Below are 23,558 nucleotides of genomic sequence, written 5' to 3'. Positions count from 1 at the left end.
GAAAACTGCGCAGCAAGCCGTCGAGGCGTAACGCAACGACAATGGCCGCTGGGGAGCCGTTGGCGCTTGAGCTCGTTTCGTCCGATCGCGTCAAGGCATTCAACGCGCTCTATCGCCGCCGGGCGCCTGCGATGATCGAGATTGCCGGCCAGGCCTTTTCGATCGACGCAGTCTGGTCCCCACCAAATCCTGTGGACCAACGGCTGGGCACAGTCGCATTCACCATCGGAGGCGTGCCAGGCGAACTGCGCATTCCAATTTCCGCCATCGACGCAGGCATCGCACAGGCTGATGAGGCCGCAGACGCGCGGCAGCTGACGCCGGCTCATGCTGCGTTGCTGCTGGAGTTGGCGTTTGCTGAGGAACTCGAGTGGCTGGAAGGCAGGCTTGGGGAGAGAATCGAGATCGCTTCGGTCGAAAGACGAAATGCCTCTGCCGCCGCGCCATCATTCTCGTTTGTCGTTGCGGGCAACCAGGCCGCACTGAACGTTGCCGTCGACATCGAAGACACTGCCGCCATCGTGCGGTTGGGTCATCTTCTGGACGAGCTGGGTGAAGAAAGGCGGCAGATACCGGCCGAGTTCCCTTTGCCTGTTTGCCTTTGGCGCGACGTCCTCATGATCAGCCTCGGTGACCTTCAGAGCCTTCAGCCCAATGACGTGGTGCTTTTTGAGGAGCAGGGCGCCGCAACGATGCTCGTCATAGCAGATCGTTTCTACGCCCCTGTCGATCTGACAGCGGAAGGCCCCCAATTGCTTGCTGCTCCGGTTGCAATTGCCGGATCGAAATGGGAGTGGACCATGAATCAGAATACGCCGCCGCCGGCCGGCCAGACCCTGGAAGAATCCAGCCTGGATGAGTTGCCGGTCGCACTGGTCTTCGAACTCGGCCGGACGGCGATGCCGCTCGGGGAGGTGAGGCAGCTTGCGCCCGGCGCTATCGTACAGCTCGCCGATGTAACCCGGGAGACCGTCGATATCGTCGCCAACGGCAAGCGGGTCGGCCGCGGCGAAATCGTTCGTATCGGAGAAAGCCTTGGCGTGCGGATTGACCGCATGTTCGACAATGCTTGACGGATCGCCAAATCTCCTCGGAATTCTGGTAGCCGTCGGCTTCGTTGGCCTTCTTCCGCTGGCCGTTGTCACGATGACAGGCTTCCTCAAGATCTCGGTGGTCCTGTTCCTTATCCGTAACGCACTGGGCGTCCAGCAGATGCCGCCAAATCTGGTGCTTTACGGCATAGCGCTGGTGCTGACGGTATATGTCACAACACCGTTGTTGAGTGATATGTCGAGCCGCCTGCAGGAAGGTCAAGTCCAGTTCCAGACCACCGACGACCTTGCTAGGGCGGCACAGATTGTCAAGGAACCCCTGCAGCAGCACCTTATCAAATTCACGCAGCCGGAAGAGCGGCAGTTCTTTCTTGACGGAACAATCCGTCTCTGGCCGGAACAGGCGCGCCAGAATCTCAGGGATGATGACCTGTCGATACTCGTGCCGGCCTTCGTCGCGTCAGAGCTGACCCGGGCCTTCGAAATCGGCTTCCTGCTCTACCTTCCCTTCCTTATCATCGACATCGTCGTTGCCAATATCCTAATGACGCTCGGCATGATCATGGTTTCGCCGGTGCTTATTTCGATCCCGCTGAAATTGTTCCTTTTTGTCGCCATAGACGGTTGGTCGCGGCTCATGCACGGCCTCATCCTGAGCTATGTCTGACGTTGTCGGGAGGCATGCATGAGCAATGATTTCGTCCTGGCCAAGGTTCAAAGCGCACTTCTGACTGTGCTGTTCGCCTCCAGTCCAGCGATCATCGCGGCCCTTGCCGTTGGTCTGCTTGTTGGTCTTGCGCAGGCGCTGACACAAATTCAGGACCAGTCGCTGCCGCAGACGATAAAGCTTGTCGTGATCCTGCTGGTCATTCTCGTATTCGGCCCGCTGATCGGTCAGCAGATCGCGGAGCAGGCCTCGACGGTGCTGGACGAATTCCCCGTCGTCACGCGTTGAGGCGACGATGCCCGTCGAGCCACTCTTCGCCTCGCTCAAGGAACTTCAGCTCTTTCTTCTGGCGGGCGCTTTCGTGCTCGCCCGCATGACTGGCTTCATGCTGCTGATGCCGCTTTTCTCGCGTGTTCCGCTTTCGGGACTTTTGCGCAATGGCGTCGCACTCGCACTTGCGGTTCCGGTCTTTCCGATGATCGTGACCACACTGACAAACACTGATATCACCACAACGATGATAGTCGTCTACATGCTCAAGGAGGTGGTCGTTGGGGTAACGCTTGGCTTGGCGATGGGGATACCGTTTTGGGCCGCCGAAGCGGCCGGCGACATTCTGGACCTGCAGCGCGGCTCGACGATGGGTACGCTGATCGATCCGATGATGACGCATGAGACGAGTGCCACCGGTACCTTTCTTGCCATCATCATGGTCACCATCTATCTCGCAGCCGGCGGGCTCGAACTCTCCCTGACCGGTCTATATGACAGCTATGGGCTCTGGCCGATCGACCAACTCATGCCTGTTTTCAGCAAGGACGCAGCGGAGATTTTCCTAGGACTTCTCAACCGCATTCTCATGATGGCGCTGACCCTTGTCTTTCCGCTTATCGTGGCCATGCTGCTGTCCGATATCGTGCTCGCTTTTCTCGCACGTGCCTCGCCTCACCTGAACGTCTTCGCCCTCTCGCTGGTCGTGAAGACACTGGTTTTCAGCCTGATATTCGTACTTTACTCAGCTTTCCTGCTTTTTTACATGAACCGTGATCTGGGTTTCCTCAATGAAGCAGTACGGCAGATAGAGGCGTTGAGTTGTCGTGGGTGCTAAATGTTACTGAATGCAACATTGCGTGTTTAGTCAGCTAATAAATACAATTTATCGTTGAGTGAAGATTCTGACAATTTGACAGGCGGCCGGACTGGCAACGATCTTACGCCTCCCGATGTTCCTCTCTAATGTAGACATCCCAGGAAGCCATGGCCCGCCATACAACTTCACCGATCCACGAGGACTTGCGGCTGGTCGATGCGGACAGGCTGCGCAGGCTGGTCAGGATGGGTGCCTATGAGGGCCATACGGGAGGACTTGCGCGCGGCAAGCTTCAAGCCAATGTCGTTGTCGTGCCGCGAAGCTTTGCCTGCGATTTCCACCAGTTCTGCGTTCGCAATCCGAAACCTTGCCCGCTGGTCGGCGTGAGCCGCGCCGGCAGTCCGTTGGTTCCGGCGCTCGGCGACATCGACGTCCGAACGGATGCCCCACAGTACAATATCTATCATTTCGGGGAACTGATCCGTCAGAAAACGGATATTATCGATTTGTGGCAGGATGATTTTGCGGCCTTTGCACTTGGCAGTTCGCTTACCGTCGAGCCTACGCTTGCAGAAAAGGGCGTGAAACTCCGCCGCCTTGGTCGCGGCAAAGCCTCTCCCAAATTTCGAACTCGAATCAAGACCAGCCGCGTCGGACCTTTCGGTGGAGAAATGGTTGTTTCGATGCGTCCGATAAGACTTTGCGATGTCGACAAGGTTCGCGTCCTCACTGCGCGTTTTCCGCATGCCCACGGCTCGCCTGTTCATGTCGGCGAACCTTCTATTATTGGGATAGACGATCTGATGGCCCCCGACTGGGGCGACGCTGTCGAAATCATGGAGAATGAGGTGCCGGTTTTCTGGGCGAGCAGCATAACCGCACAGGACGCGCTTGCCCGCGCGGAACTCGCCATTTCCATCATGGTTTCTCCAGGGCACATGATGATTACCGATGTGGATGCACGAGCGGACGCGGGGACTTTCAAAGTCTATTAGCAGCCCACGTCTCGGCAATCGCAACCACAGCCGCATTAATTGGCCCGCTCGGAATCCGAGGAATTACCGAAGCGTCGACGATGTAGACATTGTCGATGCAGTTCAGTTGCAGATCGGAATTCACGACTGCATCCTGATCCATACCCATTCGGCAAGTGCCGGCGGGATGATGATGGGTGGAGGCGGCTTTGGCGATGAATGCGTCGATTTCGGCATCCGATTGCACGTCCAAACCGGGGAGCGCTTCTGCGTCGCGCCATTCGTCTAGGGCCGGCTGCCTGCCGACCTGGCGGGCGATCTTCAGCGCTTTACGGAAAGTGAGGCGGTCATGTTCCGTCTCAAGATAATGCGGGTCGATGATTGGACGGGCGGTACGGTTGGGTCCACCAGGCAGGATGCGGCCACGGCTTGTAGGATGCGTTACTCCGCACAGAATCGTATAGGCGGCGCCATAAGCTGGTGCGTTCAGGCCTTCTGCCGCCGATGGTGCTACGACGCAGCCCAGAACGATGTCCGGTACGCCTGCTGAATCGGAGAGGTTCTCGCTGTTCAGGTACATCAGCGATTCCGAATGCTGGAGCCGGGACGGTGGCACCGGTTTCTTCGAGCGATAGACATTGCCGAGCGCCAGGAGATGATCCTGCAAATTGGCGCCGATTTCCCTGCGTTCACTGATGCAGGCGATGCCCGCCTGTTTCAGAACTGCCGGGTCACCGATGCCCGATCGCATCAGGATGAGTGGCGTTGAGACCGCGCCAGCGCAGGCCACGATCCGATCCGCTGATACCCTTTCCGTCACGCCATCGACAACACAGACAACTGCCTTCGCGCGCGCGCCCTCTATGACCAGATGCTCGACCTCATAGCTGGTCAGCAGCATCAGATTTTTGCGGGCTAGCACATCGGCTGTCAGATAAGCGTCTGCAACGCTGAGACGACGGCCGTTGCGGATGTTGAGAGAGTTGGGCGTCGTGCCGATCAGTTCGCCGCTGTTGTGGTCGGTAAGCGAGGGGATACCGAGCGAATTGCCGGCCGCTATATAAGCACGAACGACAGGGCTGACCTCCTCGTCCGGGAGGAAGACATCGAGCGGGCCGGAGCCACCACGCGTCGGTGCGTCGAAGGCGGTGAAAGCTTCGCTGCGTATGAAACCGGGAAGCAAGCCTTGATAGGACCAGCGCTCGCCGCCGGCGTCCTTCCAGGCATCAAAATCGAAAGGGTGCCCCCGCACATAGGCCATGGCGTGGAGGCAGCTCGACCCGCCGACGATCCGTCCTCTCGGCCATTCGTGAATTCGGTTCGCAGTATATGGCTGCGGAACCGTGCGATAGGCCCAGTCATAGTCACGGCCTTGCAGCATCGTCCACTTCAGCGGGTCGGCGATATCGGCATCGGAGGGCATGTGCCCTGCCTCGATCAGGCCGACCTTGCAGGTTTCGTCTTCGCTCAGCCGGCTGGCGATCACTGAGCCGGCCGAACCTGCGCCGATAACCAAAACATCGAAGTGCTGGGCCACGAGTTTCCCTTCCGCGCGAAAGCCGGATCGCTATTTCAGACTTGAGATGAGGTTATGCGGCGAAGGCGCCGGCGTTCGAGCGTTCAGTGATCTGTTTCTGCACGGAAAGCAGATGCGCGCGCATGGCGGTCTCTGCGGCTTCAGGGTCGCGCTGGGAAATCGCCTCGGCAATCAACCGGTGTTCGGCATCGCGCTGGGCGATACGCTTGGGGCAGGTGGGTTCTGCGGTGCGGGCGATCTTCATGCGGGCATCGACGCCGACCTGCCGCAGCATCTTGTAAAATTCGCTGGCCAGATGATTTCGTGCAGCCCCGACGATCGCGAGATGAAACGTCAGGTCGATCTGGCCGGACGAAGCATTCTCCGGCGTTGTGGCCGCTTCCATGATACGCGCGATCTCGAAAGCGGAAGCGCGCAGCGACGCCAGTCGCGCCAGGCCGGGCTCCATGATCAGGCGTAATTCCATGACCTCGATCGGATTTGTTACCCGGACCAGTTCCTCGCCATATTTCGGCATCGCGGTCGGGGCCCGCCTTGCCCGTATCGGCTGCAGGTCGCCGGCACGCCGCATGGCGTCGAGCGCCTTGCGCAATTGGTGACGTTTAACGTTCAGGAGGTCGGCGAGGTCGCGCTCAGAAGGCAGCTTGCCGCTCTCTTCCTGAATTTGCCGAATAGCCGCGATGATGTCATCGACCTCGGATGGGACGATGGTTGGCTTAAATGCAGTCAAAACAAAATCTCCTGAATCCGTTTGTGCGGACGACCGCCAGCGAAGAGGCACTCCGGTTATAATATAACGCGGCACATGAAGGAAACCCTTGTTCAACCAATTCAACCAAATTAGCTGGATATCTTGTGGTTGACAACCTCAGTTGAGCAGTGGTTGACTGCCTTGGTCGGCAAATGGCCGATGCGCCCCGGCAAGAGGGCGATCCAATCATTCTCGGGGACCAAGCATGCAAGCAGGCGAGAGCTATGACTATGTCATCGTGGGAGCGGGGTCGGCGGGCTGCGTGCTGGCGAACCGCTTGAGCGAAGATCCCTCGGCTTCTGTGCTGCTGCTGGAGGCTGGGGACTGGGACCGCGATCCGATGATCCATATCCCGCTCGGCTGGGGCAAGATCCTCACCGAGCGTCGGCATGACTGGATGTATTTCTGTGAACCGGAAGCCAATGTCGGCGGACGCAAGGTGGAATGCGCGCGCGGCAAGGTCATCGGCGGCTCGTCATCCACCAATGCCATGGCCTATGTGCGCGGCAATCGGGGCGACTACGATCGCTGGGCTGCGAACGGCCTGCTCGACTGGTCCTTTGAGCGGGTTTTGCCCTATTTCAAGAAGCAGGAGAGCTGGGAGGGCGGCGCGGACGATTATCGCGGCGGCGATGGCCCGCTGAACACCCAGCTCTGCCGTTACAAGGACGGATTGATCGAAGCCTTCGCAACGGCCAGCCGCGAAGCTGGCTATCCGCAGACCGACGATTACAATGGTGCTACTCAGGAGGGCTTTGGCCGCCTGCAGATGACGATCGAGAACGGCCGCCGTTGTTCGACGGCTTCGGCCTACCTGCGTCCAGCCATGCGTCGCCGCAATGTCACCGTGCTGACAAAGGCGATGGCGACGAAAATTCTGCTGAAGGACGGCAGGGCGGCAGGCATTGCCTATAGCCGTGAGGGTGCAAATTTCCAGGTCTTTGCGCGGCGCGAGGTTTTGCTGGCCGGTGGTGTCATCAACACGCCGCAACTCCTTATGCTGTCCGGCATTGGAGGCGGTGAGGCGCTTTCTTCTTTCGGCATCGAAACGAAGGTCGATCTGCCGGGGGTTGGCAAGAACCTACAGGATCATGTCTCGGTCATCCTGATGTATCGCCGCAAGGAGCCGGGGCCGTTCCTCAAGATGATGCGTGCCGACAGGATCGGCCTGGATTTCGTGAAGACCTATCTGACCGGACGAGGCTTTTCAGCAGATGTGCCGGGTGGTGTTGTCGCCTTCCTGAAAAGCGATGCCAGCCGGCCCTTGCCGGATGTGCAACTGCTCTTCACGGCCGCGCCGCTCGCCGCCTGGCCTTATATGCCGCCGTTCAAGGCGCCTTTTGCCGATGGTTTCGCAACACGCATCGTGGCAGTGCAGCCGGAAAGCCGCGGCAGCGTAAAACTCGCTTCGGCTGACCCGTTGGCCGCGCCTCTGATCCACCAGAATTTCCTCTCTTCGCCGCGTGATTGGCAGTCGTTGCGCGCCGGCTTTCGTGTCGCGCGCGATCTCGCCGCTCAGTCCTGCATGAAGCCATATATCGCAGCCGAGTTCTTTCCGGGGCCCAACTGCCAGAGCGACGACGAGATCGACGAACACATCCGCAAGACGTCGATCACCGTGCATCACCCCGCCGGCACCTGCCGTATGGGCGTCGACCGGCAGTCGGTCGTGGATCCGGAACTACGCGTTCGCGGTATCGGCGGGCTGCGGGTGGTCGATGCATCGGTGATGCCGGATCTCGTTTGCGGCAACATCAATGCAGCGGTCATCATGATCGCCGAAAAGGCGTCGGATTTGATCCGACAACGAGTCGAGCAGAGCGTCGCAGCCTAGCGGTTGGTATTTGGTTTTCAACCAAACGTGTTTTTGGTTGATATATTCGACTCTTTGGTTGGCGCATCAGGGCAGCCTGATGCGCGTGCGTTGATTCACGCATTTTTCCAAAAATTCGCCGATTTCTGGCAATAATAGCCAAATTTTTGATCTCCATGCACGTATTTTAACCGGCCTCCTGATTAATATCTGGCTCAACCAAAAAATCCGAAAATTGCTAAATTAGGGATTGTGGACGAAAACCAATCCTACTACGGTTGAGTTGGTTAAACGATCTGTCTTCCAGTTCCGAGGTGTCTGAAATGTCCGTGGCGCAACCAGCAAACGATACCATCACCAACAAGAAAGCCGCCCTCAAGGGCCTTTACGACGATCTCTACTCGAAGAACATGTTCCCCTTCTGGGCAACCAGCGAAGGTGTCGACCACGACGAGATCAAGCAGCTCATGGCGACATCAAAGGCCATCCCCTTCGTCTGGTCCTATACGGATATCGAACCGCTGCTGCAGCGCGCCGCCGAACTCGTCACAATGGACGACAGCGAGCGCCGCTCGTTGATCCTCGTCAATCCGGGTCTTGCGCCCAAGCGCGCCTCGGTCAGCACCATGTATACGGCCTATCGGTTGAACGATCCCGACGAGATCATGCCGCCGCACAAGCATTCGCCGAGCGCCATCCGCTTTGGCCTCACCGGCAAGGGCAATTTCACTGGCGTGGAGGGTGAGGACGTTGTGTTCGGTCCTGGCGACATGGTCCTGACCCCGAACGATGCCTGGCACAACCACGGCACTGTCGGCGGCGAGCAGGCGGTCAACCTCTCCGTTCTCGACCTGCCGCTGGTCGAGACGCTGCATGCAGTCCATTTCGACCACAAGTACACCGAGATGGTGGACGGCAAGGAAGTCGAGAAGAAGGTGCAGACCGCCCGTTTCCCAAGCGATTATTCCCAGCGCATCTACGGCGAAGGCGGCCTGATGCCGCGCTTTGTCGACCACAAGCGTGGCGGCGGCCTGTCGTCACCCATGTATGTCTATCGCTGGGAAAAGATGGAAGCCATCCTGGATGCCCACAAGGATTGGGACGGGGATCCGCATGAGGGCATCGTGATCGACTATGTCGATCCGACCACCGGCGGGCCGGTTTTCCACACGATCAATTTCTATGTCCAGATGCTGCGCCCCGGCGAAAAGACGCTGCCTCAGCGGGAGACCGCCAGCCTGTTGCTGGCGCCGTTCCGCGGCAACGGCCACTCGATCATCGACGGCAAGCGCTATGACTGGAACCAGTTCGATACGATTGCCATTCCCGGCGGTTGCTGGGTGGAACATGTAAACGGTTCCTCGACCGAGCCGGTAATCTTCTTCGGCGCAACCGACGCTCCGACGCAGAAGTCGCTGCTTCTCTACAAGCGCTGGGGCCGCAACCAGGCCGGCGATCTGCTGCGCCTCGTTTGATCCCGTAAGCATAGCCGCGCGCCGTCCCGTCACGGCGCGCCGGCAGTGAAGTGACGCACCAGCAAGAAGGCGTACGCATTTGGTATCCGCGTTCAACACCAAGCATATCGGCCATGTGGATTGTCCCGGCGGCGGTCAGGTCTGGGTCGACGGCAACATTCTATACATCGGACACATGCGGCCGCCGAGTGGCACCACGCTGGTCGACATTTCCGATCCGCGCAATCCGAAGAAGATCGCAACCGTCGATGTGCCGCCGGGTTGGCATTCGCACAAAGTACGCGCCCAGGACGGTCTGATGATCATCAACCACGAGCGTTTCGGCAGTGAGGGGCCGGCCAATTTCGGCGGCGGCTTGGCAATCTACGATACGACCCGACCCGAACAGCCGAAGCTCATTTCCAAATGGATGACCGGCGGAAAGGGCGTCCACCGTTACGATTATGACGGCCGCTACGCTTATATCTCGCCGACCGCGGACGGCTATGTCGGCAATATCGTCATGATCCTCGATCTGATCGACCCGGTGAATCCGGTCGAGGTCGGGCGCTGGTGGATACCGGGGCAGTGGACGGGTGGTGGTGAAGAATACCCGTGGCACGACTACGTGACACCGCGCTGCCATCACCCCATCCGCATGGGCAACCGGCTCTATGTCAGCTACTGGCATCACGGCATGTTCATTCTCGACATCTCGGATATGAGCCGTCCAACGCTCATCAGCCATGTGAATTCGAGCCCGAGCTTCCCGCACCCGACCCATACCTGCATGCCGATCCCGCAGCCGCTCAAGGGGCGCAACGTGATGGTTGTCGCGGATGAGGATGTGGCAAAGCTGCGGCCTTCGGCGCCGTCCTTCAGCTGGATTTACGACATCACCGACGAGACCAATCCGCTGCCGATCTCGACCTTCCAGGTTCCCGGTCTCGATCCAGACGGGGCGCCGCAGCCACCGATGACGGGTTGTCACCAGCCTTCGGAGAGGTTCAACGGGGCCGTCATTCCGTTTGCCTGGTTTGCGCAGGGGCTTCGGCTGGTCGATATCGCCGACCCGTTCGCCCCGAAGGAAGTCGGGCATTTCATGCCGGATGCACCTGCGGGCGCAGATCGTGCCTCGTCCAACGACGTGACGATCGATGATCGCGGCATTGTCTACCTCATCGACCGCATCCGTGGCGTCGACATCATCGAAACAAGCGTTCTCTAGGAGATTTGCGTGTCCGACAGCACAAGAAAATCCGATACCCACTACGCCATCGGCAAGAAGAACCCGAACCTGCCGTTTCATCCGGCGGTGCGCGCCGGCGACTATATCTTCGTGTCCGGCCAGGTGCCCAAGGACGAGAACAACAACATGATCTCGGGCACGATCGAGGAAGAGACGCTGGCCACGCTGAAGACGATCGAGCGCGTGATCGCGCATGAGGGCGCAACGCTCTCGGATATCGTGCGGATCACCACCTATCTCGAGGATACGCGCGACTTCGGTCGCTACAACAAGGCCTTTCTCGAAGGCATCGGCGACGCCGTGCTGGCTCGCACGACGGTCGAGGCAAGAGCCGTCATCAACACCAAGATTGAAATGGACGCCATCGTCTACAAACCGCTCGCGGCGGGCAAGGCGTAAGCCAAAAAACCATCGAGGAGACGCAACAATGTACAAACTTCTAGGCCGCCAGACTTCGGGCAACGTTCAAAAAGTGCTTTTCATGCTGGAAGAGCTCGGCGCGCGCTACAAGCGCGAGGACTATGGCCGGCAGTTCGAGAACACCCAGACGGCCGAATACAAATCGCTCAATCCGACTTCGAAGGTGCCGACGCTGGTCGATGGCCATGCAGTGATCTGGGAATCGAACACGATCCTGCGCTACCTCGCAGCCTTCGGAGGCGAGCATCTGACGGGTGCTACGCCTGCCGAAAAAACCGAGGTCGAACGCTGGATGGATTTCCTGCTGGCCGCGGTCAATCCGGGCTATCTCGCCGCGTTCAAGGGCGCGAAGCTTCCGCCTGAAGAGCAGACGGCAGAGTACAAGGAGCAGGTTCGCGACCTCGTCGCCCAGCTCAAGATCGTCGACGGTCATCTCGAGGGCAAGGACTTCCTGGCGCTCGGCAAGCTGACCATTGCCGATATCGCCTGCGCCCCGATCCTCAAGCGCTGCGTCGATTTCAAGATCGAGCGTCCTTCGCTGCCCAATCTGGAGCGCTGGGTTGCCGCCATCGCCAAGCGTCCGGCGTTCCTCGTCGCCACGGGTGCGGCACAGTCGACAAAGGCTGCATGATGATCAAGCGCGTCGCCCTCATCGGATTGGGAACGATGGGCCCCGGCATCGCCGCGCGACTTTCGCGAGGCGGGCTGGAGGTTGCGGCGTATGACATTTCAGAAGCGGCGATCGAGCGTGCCCGCGGCATGCTCGATATCGCCGGCGGCGTTCTCGACCGTCTCGACATTCAGGCGCCTGCCGAAGGCACCGGCGCCGTGCGCTTCGTGCGCAGCATTGCCGAGGCCGTCGAAGGCGCTGATCTCGTCATCGAGAACGTACCGGAAAACATCGAGATCAAGGCCGAAACCTATCGCGCGATCGATCCGCTGATCGGCCCCTCCGTTATCGTCGCGTCCGACACGTCAGGCATTCCGATCACCAAGCTCCAAGCGCATATTTCGCATCCCGAGCGCATGGTTGGCATGCATTGGTCGAACCCTCCGCATATCGTGCCGATGATCGAGGTGATCGGCGGCGAGAAGACCGCTCCGGAAACAGTTGCGACCATCCGCGACCTGATCCGCTCCATCGGCCTGCTGCCGGTGGTGGTGAAGAAAGACGTTCCCGGCTTCGTCGAAAACCGCGTGCTCTATGCGCTGTTGCGCGAGGCGGTCGATCTGGTCGAGCGCGGGGTGATCGAGCCGGAAGATCTCGACACCTGCGTTTCCTGGGGTATCGGCTACAAGATTGCCGTCATTGGCCCGATGGCGCTGCTCGATATGGCGGGCCTCGATATCTACAAGTCTGTTTCGTCTTTCCTCAACGCCGACCTGTCCAACCGTGACGACGTTGCGCCCATCGTTCTCGAAAGGACCGGCGCCTCCAAGCTCGGCATCAAGTCCGGCGAGGGAATGTTCTCCTACACGCCCGAGAAGATCAGCGCCTTGCAGGGCGAAAGAGCAAAAAAACTGGTCGCCGTGCGGCGCATCCTCGAAGGCCGGGAGTGAGCGATGCAATCGGCAGTGAGGGAGACACATGGCCGTAGCAGATTAGGGGAGGGCCTGCCGCACACTGCGGAACGCGCCGGCAAGGCCTTGCACTGGATTCTCGGCGTCGCGTTGCTGGTCGTCGTCGGCATCAATGTCGTCAATGCGACCGGACGTTATTTGTTCGGATTCTCGATGACAGGCACCGACGAGCTCATGGTCTATACCGTGATCTGGGTGGTTATGGCCGGCGCGATCCTGTCGTTGGCGAAACGCGACCACATCAGTGTCAATCTCCTGCCGTCCTATGCGAAGGGCCGCTTCAGGCATCTGCTTCACATCATCCATGACCTTGCCGGCGTTCTGGCCTGCGCCTACGCAACCTATGCCTCCTACGGTTTCGTCACGAAGATCGGACGGCTCGGAACCACGAGCATGGGGCTCGGCATTCCCATGACCATCCCGCATGCAGCGCTGCTCGTCGGTTCTACCGGGCTGACGATCACGGCAGCAATCATGTTGGCGCGGGATCTTGATGCGTTTGTCCGCAACGATCCGCATAAGGAGCCAGGCGTATGACCGCTTCCCTGGCCATCCTTCCGGTTCTTCTCCTGGCGCTCGGCACGCCGGTATTCCTCGTCTTCATGGCGGCTGTCGCGGTCACCTTCTTCTTCGTGCTGCCGACGCCACCGGTCGCCTTGCATCAGGTCTTGTTTGGCGGGCTCGACAATTATGCCCTGCTGGCGATCCCTTTCTTTGTCTTTGCCGGCGAATTGATGGGAACGAGCGGCATCGCCTCGCGGCTGATCACCTGGGTGCTGGCATTGGTCGGGCGTCTGCCCGGCAGCCTCGCGGTTTCCACTGTCGGTGCCTCGACCGTCATTGGCGCTATTTCCGGCTCCAGTGTCGCGGCGGTCGCCGCGCTCAGCAAGACGCTTTATCCCAAGCTGGTAAGCTCGGGATACGGTAAGGAGCGCTCCGCCGGATTGCTCGCTTCCAGTGGCGCCATCGACATCGTCATACCGCCCAGCATCGCCATGATCCTCTACGGGTTGGCGGCCGAGCAATCGATACCGCGGCTGTTCATGGCGGGAGTTATCCCCGGGCTACTGATGGCGTTGATGATGTGCATTTTCGTCATAGCGGTTGCCGTCATTTTGAAAATTCCCGTAGTCGGTCGATTCGATCCCAGGGAAGCCTGGCTCGCGACGAAGAACGCTGTTGCCGCTCTTCTGATGCCGGTCTTGGTGCTCGGCGGCATCTACAATGGATGGTTTTCTCCGACTGAAGCCGGGGGCTTTGCCTGCCTTTACGCAATCATCGTCGCACGCTTCGTCTACCGCACCATGGACTGGGCCGACATCATCCGCGCTGCCGGAAACTCGGCGATGCTGTCGGCGCAGATCCTCATCATCGTTGCCACTGCCGGCGTCATGACGTGGGTGCTGACGACACAGGGCGTACCGCAGGCCATCGTCGCCTGGATCCAGGCACTCGACATGAACGCGATGACATTCCTGCTGGCGGTCAATGTCGTGCTGCTGATCATCGGCTGCTTCCTCGACCCGACATCCGCGATCCTCGTGTTCGCGCCGCTTCTGGTGCCGATTGCGATTTCGCTCGGCATCGACCCGGTCCATTTCGGCATCATCATGACAGTCAACCTGGCGATCGGCATGTTCACTCCGCCCTTCGGCCTGAACATCTTCGTCGCGCAGTCGGTCACCGGTCTGCCCGCTCACTCGCTCTACAAAGGAGTTCTGCCCTTCGTTGCAGTGCAGGTCGCTGCACTTTTGATCATCACCTATGTGCCGGCGCTTTCCTTAATGCTCGGCCAATCACTTTAAAAAAGAAAATGGGGAACGTGATGCTTTCGAAACTTCTCAAGGCCGCCGCTTTTTCCACGGCCTTGGTCATGCTGCCACTGGCGATGGCATCTCAGCCGGCTGCCGCACAAAGCACGATGAAACTGGCATCGGCGACCATCAACGATGTTCAGCATGAATGGCAGAAGGTTTTCGCCGAGGAATTGAAAACCCGTGTCGGCGATGCGGTGAAGACCGAGATCTATCCGGCAAGTCAGCTCGGCGCGATCCCCCGCATGGCCGAGGGCGTGCTGCTGGGCACCATCGAGGCGTTCACCACGCCAACCTCGTTCATGACCAATGTCGATCCGCGCTTCCAGGCCTTCGATGTTCCGGGCCTGTTCAAGACGCCCCAGGATGTCGACAACGCGATACACGATCCGGAATACCGCGCGCGCCTCGAAGAGATGTTCCTTGACAAGGGTTTGCGGGTGATTGGCGCGATCTACAACAGCCCGACCGTCGTTTTCACGATGAAGCCGGTGACGACGCTGGACGGTCTGAAGGGCCTCAAGGTCCGGACGTTCGCATCGCCGATGCAGATCAAGCCGATGGAACTGGTCGGCGCCACGCCGCTGCCGCTGGCTCTGACCGAGGTGATTCCGCAGCTCGAGGCCGGCGGCCTCGACGGCATGCTGGTCGGCATGCCGATCCTGACGGCATTCAAATATTACGATGTCGGCAAGAACATCACCGACCTGCGCTTCGCCGAGATCGTCTCGGTCACCGTCGTCAACGAGGACTGGTTCCAGTCGCAAAGCGACGAGGTCAAGAAGGCTATCATAGACGCGGGTCGCGCCGCCGAGACTTCGGTGTTCAAATGGGGCGTCGACAATGTCCAGAAGACCTATCAGGTCTGGGCGGACAATGGCGGTGTGATCAACAAGCTGTCCGACGAAGACCAGGCGAAGATGGAAAGCGAATTCCATACGCTCGCCGGCACGCTTGTCGATGCCGATCCGGCCGTGAAGGAAGAATATCAGCGCCTTAAGACGCTGGTGGATGCGAAGGCGACGAAATGAAACGCGCCACCGCTCACTCGCAGACGAGGCGGCCGGTTTCGTCCGAGCAGGCCAGCTGCCGGGTGGCGGGTGCCGCGCCGTGGTCGAGCGCGATCTGTGAGCGTGTGGCATATGCGCGGCCTTCAATGCCGCACCACAGGCGCTCTACCGGCAGGTTTTCGCGCTTGTCGTTGAGAGCCGCATATGTGCCGGTCTTGGGGTCGAACCAGAGCTCGAGGCTGGCGGTTTTGCCGGGTGCGACGGCTGCGAGTTCGATCGAATACCAGTGGGCGATGTCGGCGTTGCAGGCGAGGGTTTCCTTGCCTGCGTTGGCGACGGTCAAGGAAACCGGCGTGAGCCCGTCCGTGCCCGTTCTGACGGTGATATGCCGCAACTCGGTGGCCTGGGCGGAAGTGGCCAGCGTCAGCATCAGGGGCAGAAAAACTTTCAACATCGATCTTGTCTCGCTCCAACAGCAAGGAGAGTTATAAGTATATATCGCTTTTGCGCAACAATAATAAGAATAATTATTGAATGATTGGAAAATATAAACCAACGGAGGGTAAGATGTTACGCGTACTGAAGAGCAGTGTAAGTGTAATTCTATTGACCGGTTTCATGTTGAGCGGCGCCATTGCCGCCGATGTAAAATCAATTGCTATCCTGACGCCTGAAGAAGGCACCGACTACGGCTGGAACCAGCAAGGCGTCGATGCGGCCAAGGCAGCGGCTGCCGCGACCGGTGTCGAGGTCGTCGTCGCCCAGGGTCTCGGTTATGGCGACGTTCGCCCGACGCTTCGCGAATTGGCGGAAGAGGGCGCAAGCCTCCTCATCGCCCATGCCAGCGGCTACAATACGTCGGCACCCGAAATCGCCAATGAACTCAAGGTGCCGGTGGCGATCGTCGACACGCCGTCGGCGCTCAAGAAGGGCCTCGTTGCGGATTATACGCTGAGCGGCCATGAAGGCGCATATCTCGCCGGCCGTCTTGCCGCCAAGATGACGCGTTCCAAAGCCGTTGGCATCGTCGTTTCCGGCGAACCGCCGTCCTGGAATTCGCAGTCAGCGGCGTTCGCACAGGGCGTCAAGGCTGAGAACCCGGATGTGAAGGTCACCTATGCCGTTATCGGACCTGCCGCCTATAGCGACGCTGCCGGCGGCAAGCGCGTGACCGAAAGCGTGATCGCGTCGGGTGCCGACATAATCTTCGGTCAGGGCAACGGCTCCAGCTTCGGCATGCTGCAGGCGGTTGAAACGACCAAAGCGGCCGATGGCGGCAAGGTCTTTTTTATTGACGTGATCGGTGACAAGACGCCCATCGACAAGGGCTTCCTGCTCTCCTCGGTGGTCTGGAACATCACGCCCGTCTACACGGCGATGATCAACGACCTGAAGGCCGATACCTTCGGCACCAAGAGCTACTCGATCGGCCTGAAGGACGATTCCGTCAAGCTGCTCAAGACGGCGGCGATCCCGGACAATGTCTGGACCGAAGTCCAGGCGCTGCGCGAGGACGTCATCTCCAGCAAGATCAAGGTCGAGCCGGTGTTCGAAGCGACGGCCGTCCGTGCTCTGATGACGAATGTGAGCGAATAGCCTCGAGCGCCATAGACGCTGGAGGGGCGCAACGCGCTGCCCCTCCAGTTTGATTTCATGCTCTGATGCTGGGCGTATCATGACCAATGCTTCAATACCGCCGGCGGCAACGCCGGACATCGTCGTGCTCGATCGGGTAACCAAGCGGTTTCCCGGCATCGTCGCCAATGACAGTGTCGACCTGGCGATCCGGCCCGGCGAGGTCCACGTATTGCTGGGCGAAAACGGCGCCGGCAAGTCTACGCTTATCGGCATGCTGTCAGGCCTCCAGCAGCCGGACGAGGGACGCATTCTGGTCGATGGCGTTCCGACGCCGATCACGTCACCGCGCCATGCGCTTTCGCTCGGCGTCGGGACTGTCTTCCAGCACATGATGCTGGTGCCGACGCTGACGGTGGCGGAAAATCTTTTGCTTGGGGGATCGTGGTGGCAGCGTCCCAAGACCGAGGCGTTGGAAGCGCGTGTCGCCGAGATCAGCCGTACGCTCGGCATCGCGATCAATCTCCACGCCAGAATATCCGAACTTTCGCTGGGCGAGCAGCAGCAAGTCGAAATCCTGCGCGCACTGGTGCGCAACAGCCGGCTGCTGATCCTGGATGAATCGACTTCCATGTTGACGCCGAATGGCATCGACGAACTGGGCGCTCTGATGCGCCGCCTTGTCGAACAGGGCCTGGCAATTGTCTTCATCACCCACAAGCTCAAGGAAGCGGCAGCCTTTGGTGACCGCATTTCGGTGCTGAAGCTCGGCCGCAAAGTTGGCGAGATTCCGCCGGAACGTTTTCGCGCGCTCGGTGAGGACGAGATCATCTCGGAAATCGTTGAGTTGATGTTCGGCAAGCGCAAAGACGATCCCGAAGCCGAAGAAAAGGCACCGCGTGTGCTGCCTGCTGGCGCTGCACCTCTGCTGGAGGTGCACGATATCGAAGTGCCCGCAACCGCAAACACGCCCGGCCTTTCCGCGATATCCTTCGACATTCGGCCGGGCGAACTGCTCGGCATCGCCGGCATCGACGGCAACGGCCAGAAGCAACTCGCAGAAGCCTTGGCCGGCCAGCTTCCGACTTGCGGCGGAACGATCAGTCTGGAAGGAAGGCGGCTCGACGGGTTGAGCGTCGGCGAACGCCGTGAGAGCGGGCTGCGTTACCTGACCGACGACAGGCTGGGCGAGGGCACCGTGGGTTCATTCCCCGTGTCGATCAATTTCTTCCTCAAGCAGGTGGGGGCTGCTCCCTTCTGGCGCTCGGGCATCGAGCAGCGCGCCGAGATCGAAAAACGCGCCGGCGAACTGGTTCGCGAATACGATGTGCGCACGCCGAGCCTGAAGACACCGGTTGGCCGCCTATCCGGCGGCAACATCCAGAAGGTGCTTTTGGCGCGCGAACTGGCTGAAGGCGCCAAGGCCGTCATCTTCAACAAGCCGACCTATGGGCTCGATCTCGCCAACACCTTGGCCACGCGCCAGCGCATTCGTGAAATCGCCGCGCGGGGTCTCGCTGTCCTGCTCATTTCGACAGACCTTGAGGAACTGCTGAGCATGTGTGACCGGATTGCCGTGATTTCGAGCGGCCGGCTGGTCGGTACGATCGAAAACACCGGTGATGCCCGCACACGGGTTGGCCGTCTGATGATCGGTCTGGCGGCATGAGCGCGGAGACACAGGCCATGAGCGCGACCGCTCTCGATACGTCGAATCACACTCCCGCACGGCGCGATATCCAGCGCCGCATTATCATGACGCTCGGTCCTATCCTGGCCGCTCTGATAATCGCCGGATGCATTCTGTTAGCCGTCGGCGTCAACCCATTGACTTATTATGGTTTTGTCCTCGAGCGCGGGCTGCTGTCACCGCTCGGCGTCCAGCAGACATTGACGCGCATGGCGCCGCTGCTTTTCCTCGCCGCAGGTCTCATCGTCGCGTTTCGCGCCGGCATGTGGAATCTCGGTGGCGACGGCCAATTCCTGCTTGGCGCTGTCACCGCGGCTGCGAGCGGGCCGCTGCTTGTGCAGGTGCTGCCGGCGTGGCTGGCACTGTTTTGCGCCTTCCTGCTCGCAACGGCAGTTGCCATGCTGTGGTCGCTCGTGCCGGCGCTGTTGCGCGCCTATCAAGGCGTCAACGAAATCATCACCACGCTGATGATGACATTTCTCGGCACGTCGCTTGCCAATGTTCTGGTGAAGCTTGTTTTCCTCGATCCGACAACGACCGTGCCGCAGACACGGACTTTGCCGGTGGAGGACCGAATGCCGCGCTTGTTTGACACGACCATCACCAGCGGGCTCCTGCTCGGGTTGGCCGCCATCCTCATCGTGCATTTCGTCATGACCCGCACGGCGTTTGGCCTGAAATTGCAGATCGTCGGCGCCAATCCGCGTGCTGCCGTCCATGCCGGTCTCGGCGTGCCGAAACTCACCATCGCCGTCTTTGCCATCTCGGCCGGTCTGGCCGGCCTGGCCGGTGCGGTCGACATCCTCGGTGTTCAGGGCAATGTGCGGGCCGACTGGAACCCGGCCTATGCGATGGCGGTAATCCCGGTCGTCTTCCTGGCCCGCATGAACGGTATCGCGGCCATCGGCTTCGTGTTCATGCTGTCAGTTCTGTCGATCGGTGGCGAGAGCGCTGCGCGGCGGCTCGGCGTGCCGCATCACTTCACCCTCGTGCTTGTCTCCATCGTTCTGATCATGCTGGCGCTCGCCGAATATATCGACCACCGCTACAACCAGTCGCGAAAGGCGTGACGTCATGACGGGCCTGTTCAGCGAAGTCTTCCTCGGCGCGCTCCTGTTCGGCGCCGTAACCGCCGCCATTCCGCTGCTTCTTGCCGGGCTGGGTGAGCAGATGTCGGAAAAGGCCGGCGTGCTCAACATCGGCATCGAAGGCATGATGATCTTCGGCGCCTATCTCGGTTTCGTCGGCGCGTTTTATTCAGGGTCGCTGTGGCTCGGCTTTCTCACCGGTGCAGTGGGCGGCATGGCGGTGGCGCTTCTCATGGCACTGCTATGTGTGCGGCTGGGCCTCAACCAAATCGTCATCGGCATCGGGTTGACGCTCGGGCTCGAGGGGTTGACGGCGCTGCTTCATCATTTCCAGTTTTCGCGCAGCTATCCGCGCCTGCCGGCGGCGGACAGGACCGTGATCCCATTTCTCGCGGATATCCCCATATTGGGGCCTGCGCTTTTTCGTCAGCATCTTATCGTCTATCTGGCCGTCGCGCTGGTTTTCGTGACGGGCTACATCTACCGCCGCACACAACTTGGCCTCAATCTTCAGGCCGCCGGCGACAAGCCTGCAGCCCTCGACGTGGCCGGTATCGATGTCGTGCGAACCCGCACGATCGCAGTCCTGACGACCGGCGCGCTGGCCGGTCTCGGTGGTGCCTATCTCGCCAATGTCGGGGCGGGCATCTTTATTCCGTTCATCACCAATGGCGCCGGCTTCCTTGGCATCGTGCTGGCGATGCTCGCGCGGGGCCGTCCGGTCTGGGTACTGTTCGGCGCGCTGCTGTTCGGCGTTTGCCTGTCGCTGACCACCGCCATGCAGGTTGCCGGTATCAACATCCCGACCGATGTCATTCAGATGCTGCCGTTCCTGGCGGTTATGATCATGCTCATTCTGTTCGGCCGGCGCGCCAGCCTGCCGGCAGCACTGGGCATTCCATATGAGCGCGGCGCGCGCTGACGCTGAACAAGAATTCAAGGCGGCAAATGGGGAGCCGCGACAACAGGAGGTAAAGATGTCGGACACAAAGGTCTATCTGCTCGACGGCGGCTCTCTCGTTCTCGACGGCTATCATGTGTTCTGGAACCGTGGTCCGGGTGGCGAGGTGCGCTTTCCCGTCTATTCGATCCTGATCGAACATGCCGAAGGCCGTTTCCTGATCGACACCGGTTATGACTATGACCATGTCATGAAGGTGCTGCCTTTCGAAAAGCCGATCCAGAGCAAGGACCAGACGATACCCGGCGCGCTGGCGCTTCTGGGGCTGGAGCCGAAAGACATCGACGTTGTCATCAATTCGCATTTCCATTTCGACCATTGCGGCGGCAACAAATATTTCCCGCACGCCAAGAAGATCTGCCACAAGACCGAAGTGCCGCAGGCCTGCAATCCGCAGCCCTTCGAGCATCTCGGCTATTCGGATCTCAGCTTCTCGGCAGAGGCAGCCGAAGCGCGCGGGGCAACGGACCAACTGCTCGACGGCACCACGCGTGCGAACTCAACCTTCGAGGGGATCAATGGCGATATCGAACTCGCCAAGGGCGTCAGGCTGATTTCAACGCCGGGCCATTCCATCGGCCATTACAGCCTGATGGTCAATTTTCCCAAGCGCAAGCCAATCCTTTTCACGATCGACGCTGCCTACACACAAAAAAGCCTTGAGACACTGTGTCAGGCGGCCTTCCATATCGACCCGGTGGCGGGCGTGAACTCAATGCGCCGGGTGCAGAAGCTGGCCGAGGAGAACGAGGCCGAGTTGATGTACTCCCACGACATGGAAAACTTCAAAACCTACAAAACCGGCACGCAGTTCTACGGCTGACGGCCGGCATTTCGGAGGCAGATCATGCGATATCCCGACCACACTGAGCCGGTGATCACACTCACCGCCGGTCCCGTCAACGCCTATCCCGATGTGCTACGGGGGCTCGGGCGCACGGTGCTTTACGACTACGACCCGGCGTTCCAGCTCTTCTACGAGAAGGTCATCGGCAAGGCGCAGAAGGCCATGCGTCTGTCGAATAAGCCGGTCGTCCTGCATGGCGAGCCGGTGATGGGTCTGGAGGCCGCCGCGGCGTCGCTCATCTCTAGGGATGATGTGGTGCTCAATCTGGCATCGGGTGTCTACGGCAAGGGGTTCGGCTATTGGGCGAAGCGTTATTCGCCGAACCTGCTGGAGATCGAGGTTCCTTACAATGAGGCGATCGATCCGCAGTCCGTCGCGGACATGCTGAAATCGCATCCCGAAATCACCGTCGTTTCGGTCTGCCATCACGACACGCCGTCAGGCACGATCAACCCGATCGATGAGATCGGAGCGATCGTTTCGGCGCATGGCGGCTATCTGATCGTCGACGCCGTTTCGTCCTTCGGCGGCATGAAAACGCATCCCGAGGATTGCAAGGCCGACATCTATGTGACCGGGCCGAACAAGTGCCTTGGCGCACCTCCCGGACTGACGCTGATGAGCGTGAGCGACCGTGCCTGGACCAGGATGAAAGCGAACTCTGCAGCACCTCGCGCATCGGTTCTGAGCATTCTCGATTGGGAGCATGCATGGTCCAAGGAAAAGCCGTTTCCGTTTACGCCGTCCGTCGCCGAAATGAACGGCCTGGATGTCGCGCTCGACCTTTATCTCAACGAGGGGCCGGAAGCGGTGTGGGCGCGGCACGCCCTGACCGCCAAGGCGACACGCGCCGGGGCTCAGGCGATGGGCCTGTCGATCTGGGCTGCAAATGAAAAGATCGCCTCACCGACAACAACCGCCATCCGCACGCCGGACGGGGTCGATGAAAAGGCGCTGCGTCAGGCCGCGCGTGAGCGTTACGGCGTGGTGTTTTCTTCCGGCCGGGGCGAAACGCTCGGCAAACTGACGCGCATTGGCCACATGGGGCCAACGGCCCAGCCGATCTACGCGATCGCAGCGCTGACGGCTTTGGGCGGTGCGCTGAATGCGGCCGGCCGGAAGCTTCAGGTTGGCAAGGGTATCGAGGCAGCACTCGCCGTGATCGATGCGGATGCCTGAAATGAATTCCACAAACAAAAGACCAAAGGGGACATGTCGATGACTGAACGGCTCGCAGGAAAGATCGCTCTGGTTACCGGGGCCGCGCAAGGTATCGGCAAGGCCATCGCGGCGCGACTGGCCGCCGACGGTGCGACCGTTATCGTCAGCGACATCAATGGCGAAGGCGCCAAGACGGTAGCTGCCGGCATCGGTGGCAAGGCTAAAGCGGTCGCTGCCGACGTGTCGGATCCGGCGTCCGTAAAAGCACTATTTGCCGAGATCGAAAAACTCGGCGGTGTCGACATCCTGGTCAACAATGCCAGCATCGTTCCCTTTGTCGCCTGGGACGACGTCGACCTCGATCATTGGCGCAAGATCATCGACGTCAACCTGACCGGCACCTTCATCGTCACGCGTGCTGCAACCGACCAGATGCGTGCGGTGGAAAAGGCGGGCAGGGTTATCAGCATCTCGTCAAATACCTTCTTTGCCGGCACGCCGAACATGGCCGCCTATGTCGCGGCCAAGGGTGGTGTCATCGGCTTCACCCGGGCGCTTGCCACCGAGCTCGGCAAATACAATATCACCGCCAATGCCGTGACACCGGGCCTCATCGAAAGTGACGGCGTCAAGGCCAGCCCGCACAACGAGGCCTTCGGTTTCGTCGAGATGCTTCAGGCCATGAAGGGCAAGGGCCAGCCGGAGCACATCGCCGATGTCGTGGCGTTTCTCGCTTCCGACGATGCGCGCTGGATCACCGGTCAGACACTGAATGTCGACGCTGGCATGGTGCGGCACTAGCGTCAGGCTGGACCTCGATTTTG

Annotated in this window: 24 protein-coding genes; 21 read left to right on the top strand and 3 right to left on the bottom strand. The window is 60.0% G+C overall.

Translation table 11 applies throughout. The annotated features are described in order from the left end of the window. Nucleotides 1-131: 131 nt before the first annotated feature. The 5 genes from sctQ to BM413_RS03155 all read left to right on the top strand — a co-directional run bounded on the left by sctQ (nt 132) and on the right by BM413_RS03155 (nt 3,804). Nucleotides 132-1,073 carry a type III secretion system cytoplasmic ring protein SctQ gene (sctQ, locus tag BM413_RS03175; protein WP_175544230.1) on the top strand — a complete coding sequence of 314 codons (942 nt, stop codon included), beginning with the start codon at nt 132-134 and terminating at the stop codon, nt 1,071-1,073. Beyond that, the gene (sctR, locus tag BM413_RS03170; RefSeq protein WP_091910429.1) at nt 1,066-1,719 is read left to right on the top strand and encodes a type III secretion system export apparatus subunit SctR; all 654 of its coding nucleotides are present in this window, start codon (nt 1,066-1,068) and stop codon (nt 1,717-1,719) included. The genes sctQ and sctR overlap by 8 nt, the downstream gene beginning before the upstream one ends. 18 nt (nt 1,720-1,737) lie before the next feature. After that, entirely contained in the window at nt 1,738-2,007 is a 270-nt protein-coding gene (locus BM413_RS03165; protein WP_091910428.1) for an EscS/YscS/HrcS family type III secretion system export apparatus protein, read from the top strand. A gap of 7 nt (nt 2,008-2,014) precedes the next feature. Next, nucleotides 2,015-2,827 (top strand): type III secretion system export apparatus subunit SctT, encoded by an 813-nt coding sequence (sctT, locus tag BM413_RS03160; protein WP_091910426.1) that lies wholly within the window; start codon nt 2,015-2,017, stop codon nt 2,825-2,827. Between the two features lie 149 nt (nt 2,828-2,976). After that, on the top strand, nt 2,977-3,804 hold the full coding sequence (locus tag BM413_RS03155; RefSeq protein WP_091910424.1) for a D-glutamate cyclase family protein: 828 nt from the start codon (nt 2,977-2,979) through the stop codon (nt 3,802-3,804). Here the strand turns inward: BM413_RS03155 and BM413_RS03150 are convergent. Next, complete coding sequence (locus BM413_RS03150) at nt 3,791-5,320, bottom strand: GMC family oxidoreductase (protein ID WP_091910423.1); 1,530 nt, start codon at nt 5,318-5,320, stop codon at nt 3,791-3,793. The two genes, BM413_RS03155 and BM413_RS03150, sit on opposite strands and share 14 nt — an antisense overlap. A 52-nt stretch (nt 5,321-5,372) precedes the next feature. After that, entirely contained in the window at nt 5,373-6,050 is a 678-nt protein-coding gene (locus tag BM413_RS03145; protein WP_091910421.1) for a FadR/GntR family transcriptional regulator, read from the bottom strand. 226 nt (nt 6,051-6,276) lie between these two features. On the opposite strand from BM413_RS03145, the gene BM413_RS03140 reads away from it, so the two are divergent. From BM413_RS03140 to BM413_RS03100, 9 genes are all read left to right on the top strand, one after another. Then, nucleotides 6,277-7,905: a GMC family oxidoreductase gene (locus tag BM413_RS03140; protein ID WP_091910419.1), complete on the top strand. Its 1,629-nt coding sequence runs from the start codon at nt 6,277-6,279 to the stop codon at nt 7,903-7,905. A 302-nt stretch (nt 7,906-8,207) separates the two neighbouring features. Then, entirely contained in the window at nt 8,208-9,359 is a 1,152-nt protein-coding gene (locus BM413_RS03135) for a cupin domain-containing protein (RefSeq protein WP_091910418.1), read from the top strand. A gap of 79 nt (nt 9,360-9,438) precedes the next feature. Next, nucleotides 9,439-10,566 (top strand): LVIVD repeat-containing protein, encoded by a 1,128-nt coding sequence (locus tag BM413_RS03130; RefSeq protein ID WP_091910416.1) that lies wholly within the window; start codon nt 9,439-9,441, stop codon nt 10,564-10,566. A gap of 9 nt (nt 10,567-10,575) precedes the next feature. Beyond that, nucleotides 10,576-10,986: a RidA family protein gene (locus BM413_RS03125; RefSeq protein ID WP_091910414.1), complete on the top strand. Its 411-nt coding sequence runs from the start codon at nt 10,576-10,578 to the stop codon at nt 10,984-10,986. Nucleotides 10,987-11,014: 28 nt separating this feature from the next. Then, a complete protein-coding gene (locus BM413_RS03120; RefSeq protein WP_091910413.1) occupies nt 11,015-11,638 on the top strand; it encodes a glutathione S-transferase family protein in 624 nt (207 codons plus the stop codon). Then, on the top strand, nt 11,638-12,567 hold the full coding sequence (gene fhmpcd1 / locus BM413_RS03115) for a 5-formyl-3-hydroxy-2-methylpyridine 4-carboxylate 5-dehydrogenase (protein ID WP_091911073.1): 930 nt from the start codon (nt 11,638-11,640) through the stop codon (nt 12,565-12,567). The genes BM413_RS03120 and fhmpcd1 overlap by 1 nt, the downstream gene beginning before the upstream one ends. A 3-nt stretch (nt 12,568-12,570) precedes the next feature. Next, nucleotides 12,571-13,125: a TRAP transporter small permease gene (locus BM413_RS03110; protein WP_091910411.1), complete on the top strand. Its 555-nt coding sequence runs from the start codon at nt 12,571-12,573 to the stop codon at nt 13,123-13,125. Beyond that, nucleotides 13,122-14,393, top strand: a complete 1,272-nt coding sequence (locus BM413_RS03105; protein ID WP_091910409.1) for a TRAP transporter large permease — start codon at nt 13,122-13,124, stop codon at nt 14,391-14,393. The genes BM413_RS03110 and BM413_RS03105 overlap by 4 nt, the downstream gene beginning before the upstream one ends. 20 nt (nt 14,394-14,413) lie before the next feature. Further along, nucleotides 14,414-15,433 (top strand): TRAP transporter substrate-binding protein, encoded by a 1,020-nt coding sequence (locus tag BM413_RS03100; RefSeq protein WP_091910407.1) that lies wholly within the window; start codon nt 14,414-14,416, stop codon nt 15,431-15,433. Nucleotides 15,434-15,446: 13 nt separating this feature from the next. On the opposite strand, the gene BM413_RS03095 is transcribed toward BM413_RS03100, so the two are convergent. Further along, entirely contained in the window at nt 15,447-15,866 is a 420-nt protein-coding gene (locus BM413_RS03095) for a hypothetical protein (RefSeq protein WP_091910405.1), read from the bottom strand. Nucleotides 15,867-15,979: 113 nt separating this feature from the next. Between BM413_RS03095 and BM413_RS03090 the strand changes: the two genes are divergently transcribed. The 7 genes from BM413_RS03090 (at nt 15,980) to BM413_RS03060 (ending at nt 23,535) form a co-directional block, all read left to right on the top strand. Beyond that, nucleotides 15,980-17,008: a putative B6 ABC transporter substrate-binding protein gene (locus BM413_RS03090; protein WP_091910403.1), complete on the top strand. Its 1,029-nt coding sequence runs from the start codon at nt 15,980-15,982 to the stop codon at nt 17,006-17,008. Nucleotides 17,009-17,087: 79 nt separating this feature from the next. Next, on the top strand, nt 17,088-18,656 hold the full coding sequence (locus BM413_RS03085; protein ID WP_091910401.1) for a putative B6 ABC transporter ATP-binding protein: 1,569 nt from the start codon (nt 17,088-17,090) through the stop codon (nt 18,654-18,656). A 17-nt stretch (nt 18,657-18,673) separates the two neighbouring features. After that, complete coding sequence (locus BM413_RS03080; RefSeq protein WP_244537732.1) at nt 18,674-19,747, top strand: putative B6 ABC transporter permease subunit 2; 1,074 nt, start codon at nt 18,674-18,676, stop codon at nt 19,745-19,747. A gap of 4 nt (nt 19,748-19,751) precedes the next feature. Beyond that, a complete protein-coding gene (locus BM413_RS03075; RefSeq protein ID WP_091910397.1) occupies nt 19,752-20,687 on the top strand; it encodes a putative B6 ABC transporter permease subunit 1 in 936 nt (311 codons plus the stop codon). 55 nt (nt 20,688-20,742) lie between these two features. Further along, nucleotides 20,743-21,549 carry a 4-pyridoxolactonase gene (locus tag BM413_RS03070; RefSeq protein WP_091911072.1) on the top strand — a complete coding sequence of 269 codons (807 nt, stop codon included), beginning with the start codon at nt 20,743-20,745 and terminating at the stop codon, nt 21,547-21,549. Between the two features lie 24 nt (nt 21,550-21,573). Next, on the top strand, nt 21,574-22,752 hold the full coding sequence (locus tag BM413_RS03065; RefSeq protein ID WP_091910396.1) for a pyridoxamine--pyruvate transaminase: 1,179 nt from the start codon (nt 21,574-21,576) through the stop codon (nt 22,750-22,752). 39 nt (nt 22,753-22,791) lie between these two features. Beyond that, nucleotides 22,792-23,535, top strand: coding sequence for a pyridoxal 4-dehydrogenase, SDR-type (locus tag BM413_RS03060; RefSeq protein ID WP_091911070.1), 744 nt, complete (start codon nt 22,792-22,794; stop codon nt 23,533-23,535). Nucleotides 23,536-23,558 lie beyond the last annotated feature (23 nt).

It is taken from the genome of Mesorhizobium sp. YR577 (assembly GCF_900116595.1).
Taxonomy (GTDB): Bacteria; Pseudomonadota; Alphaproteobacteria; order Rhizobiales; family Rhizobiaceae; genus Mesorhizobium_M.
The sequence above is the reverse complement of the archived record's forward strand: the minus strand, read 5'-3'. Positions and strand labels throughout refer to the sequence as shown.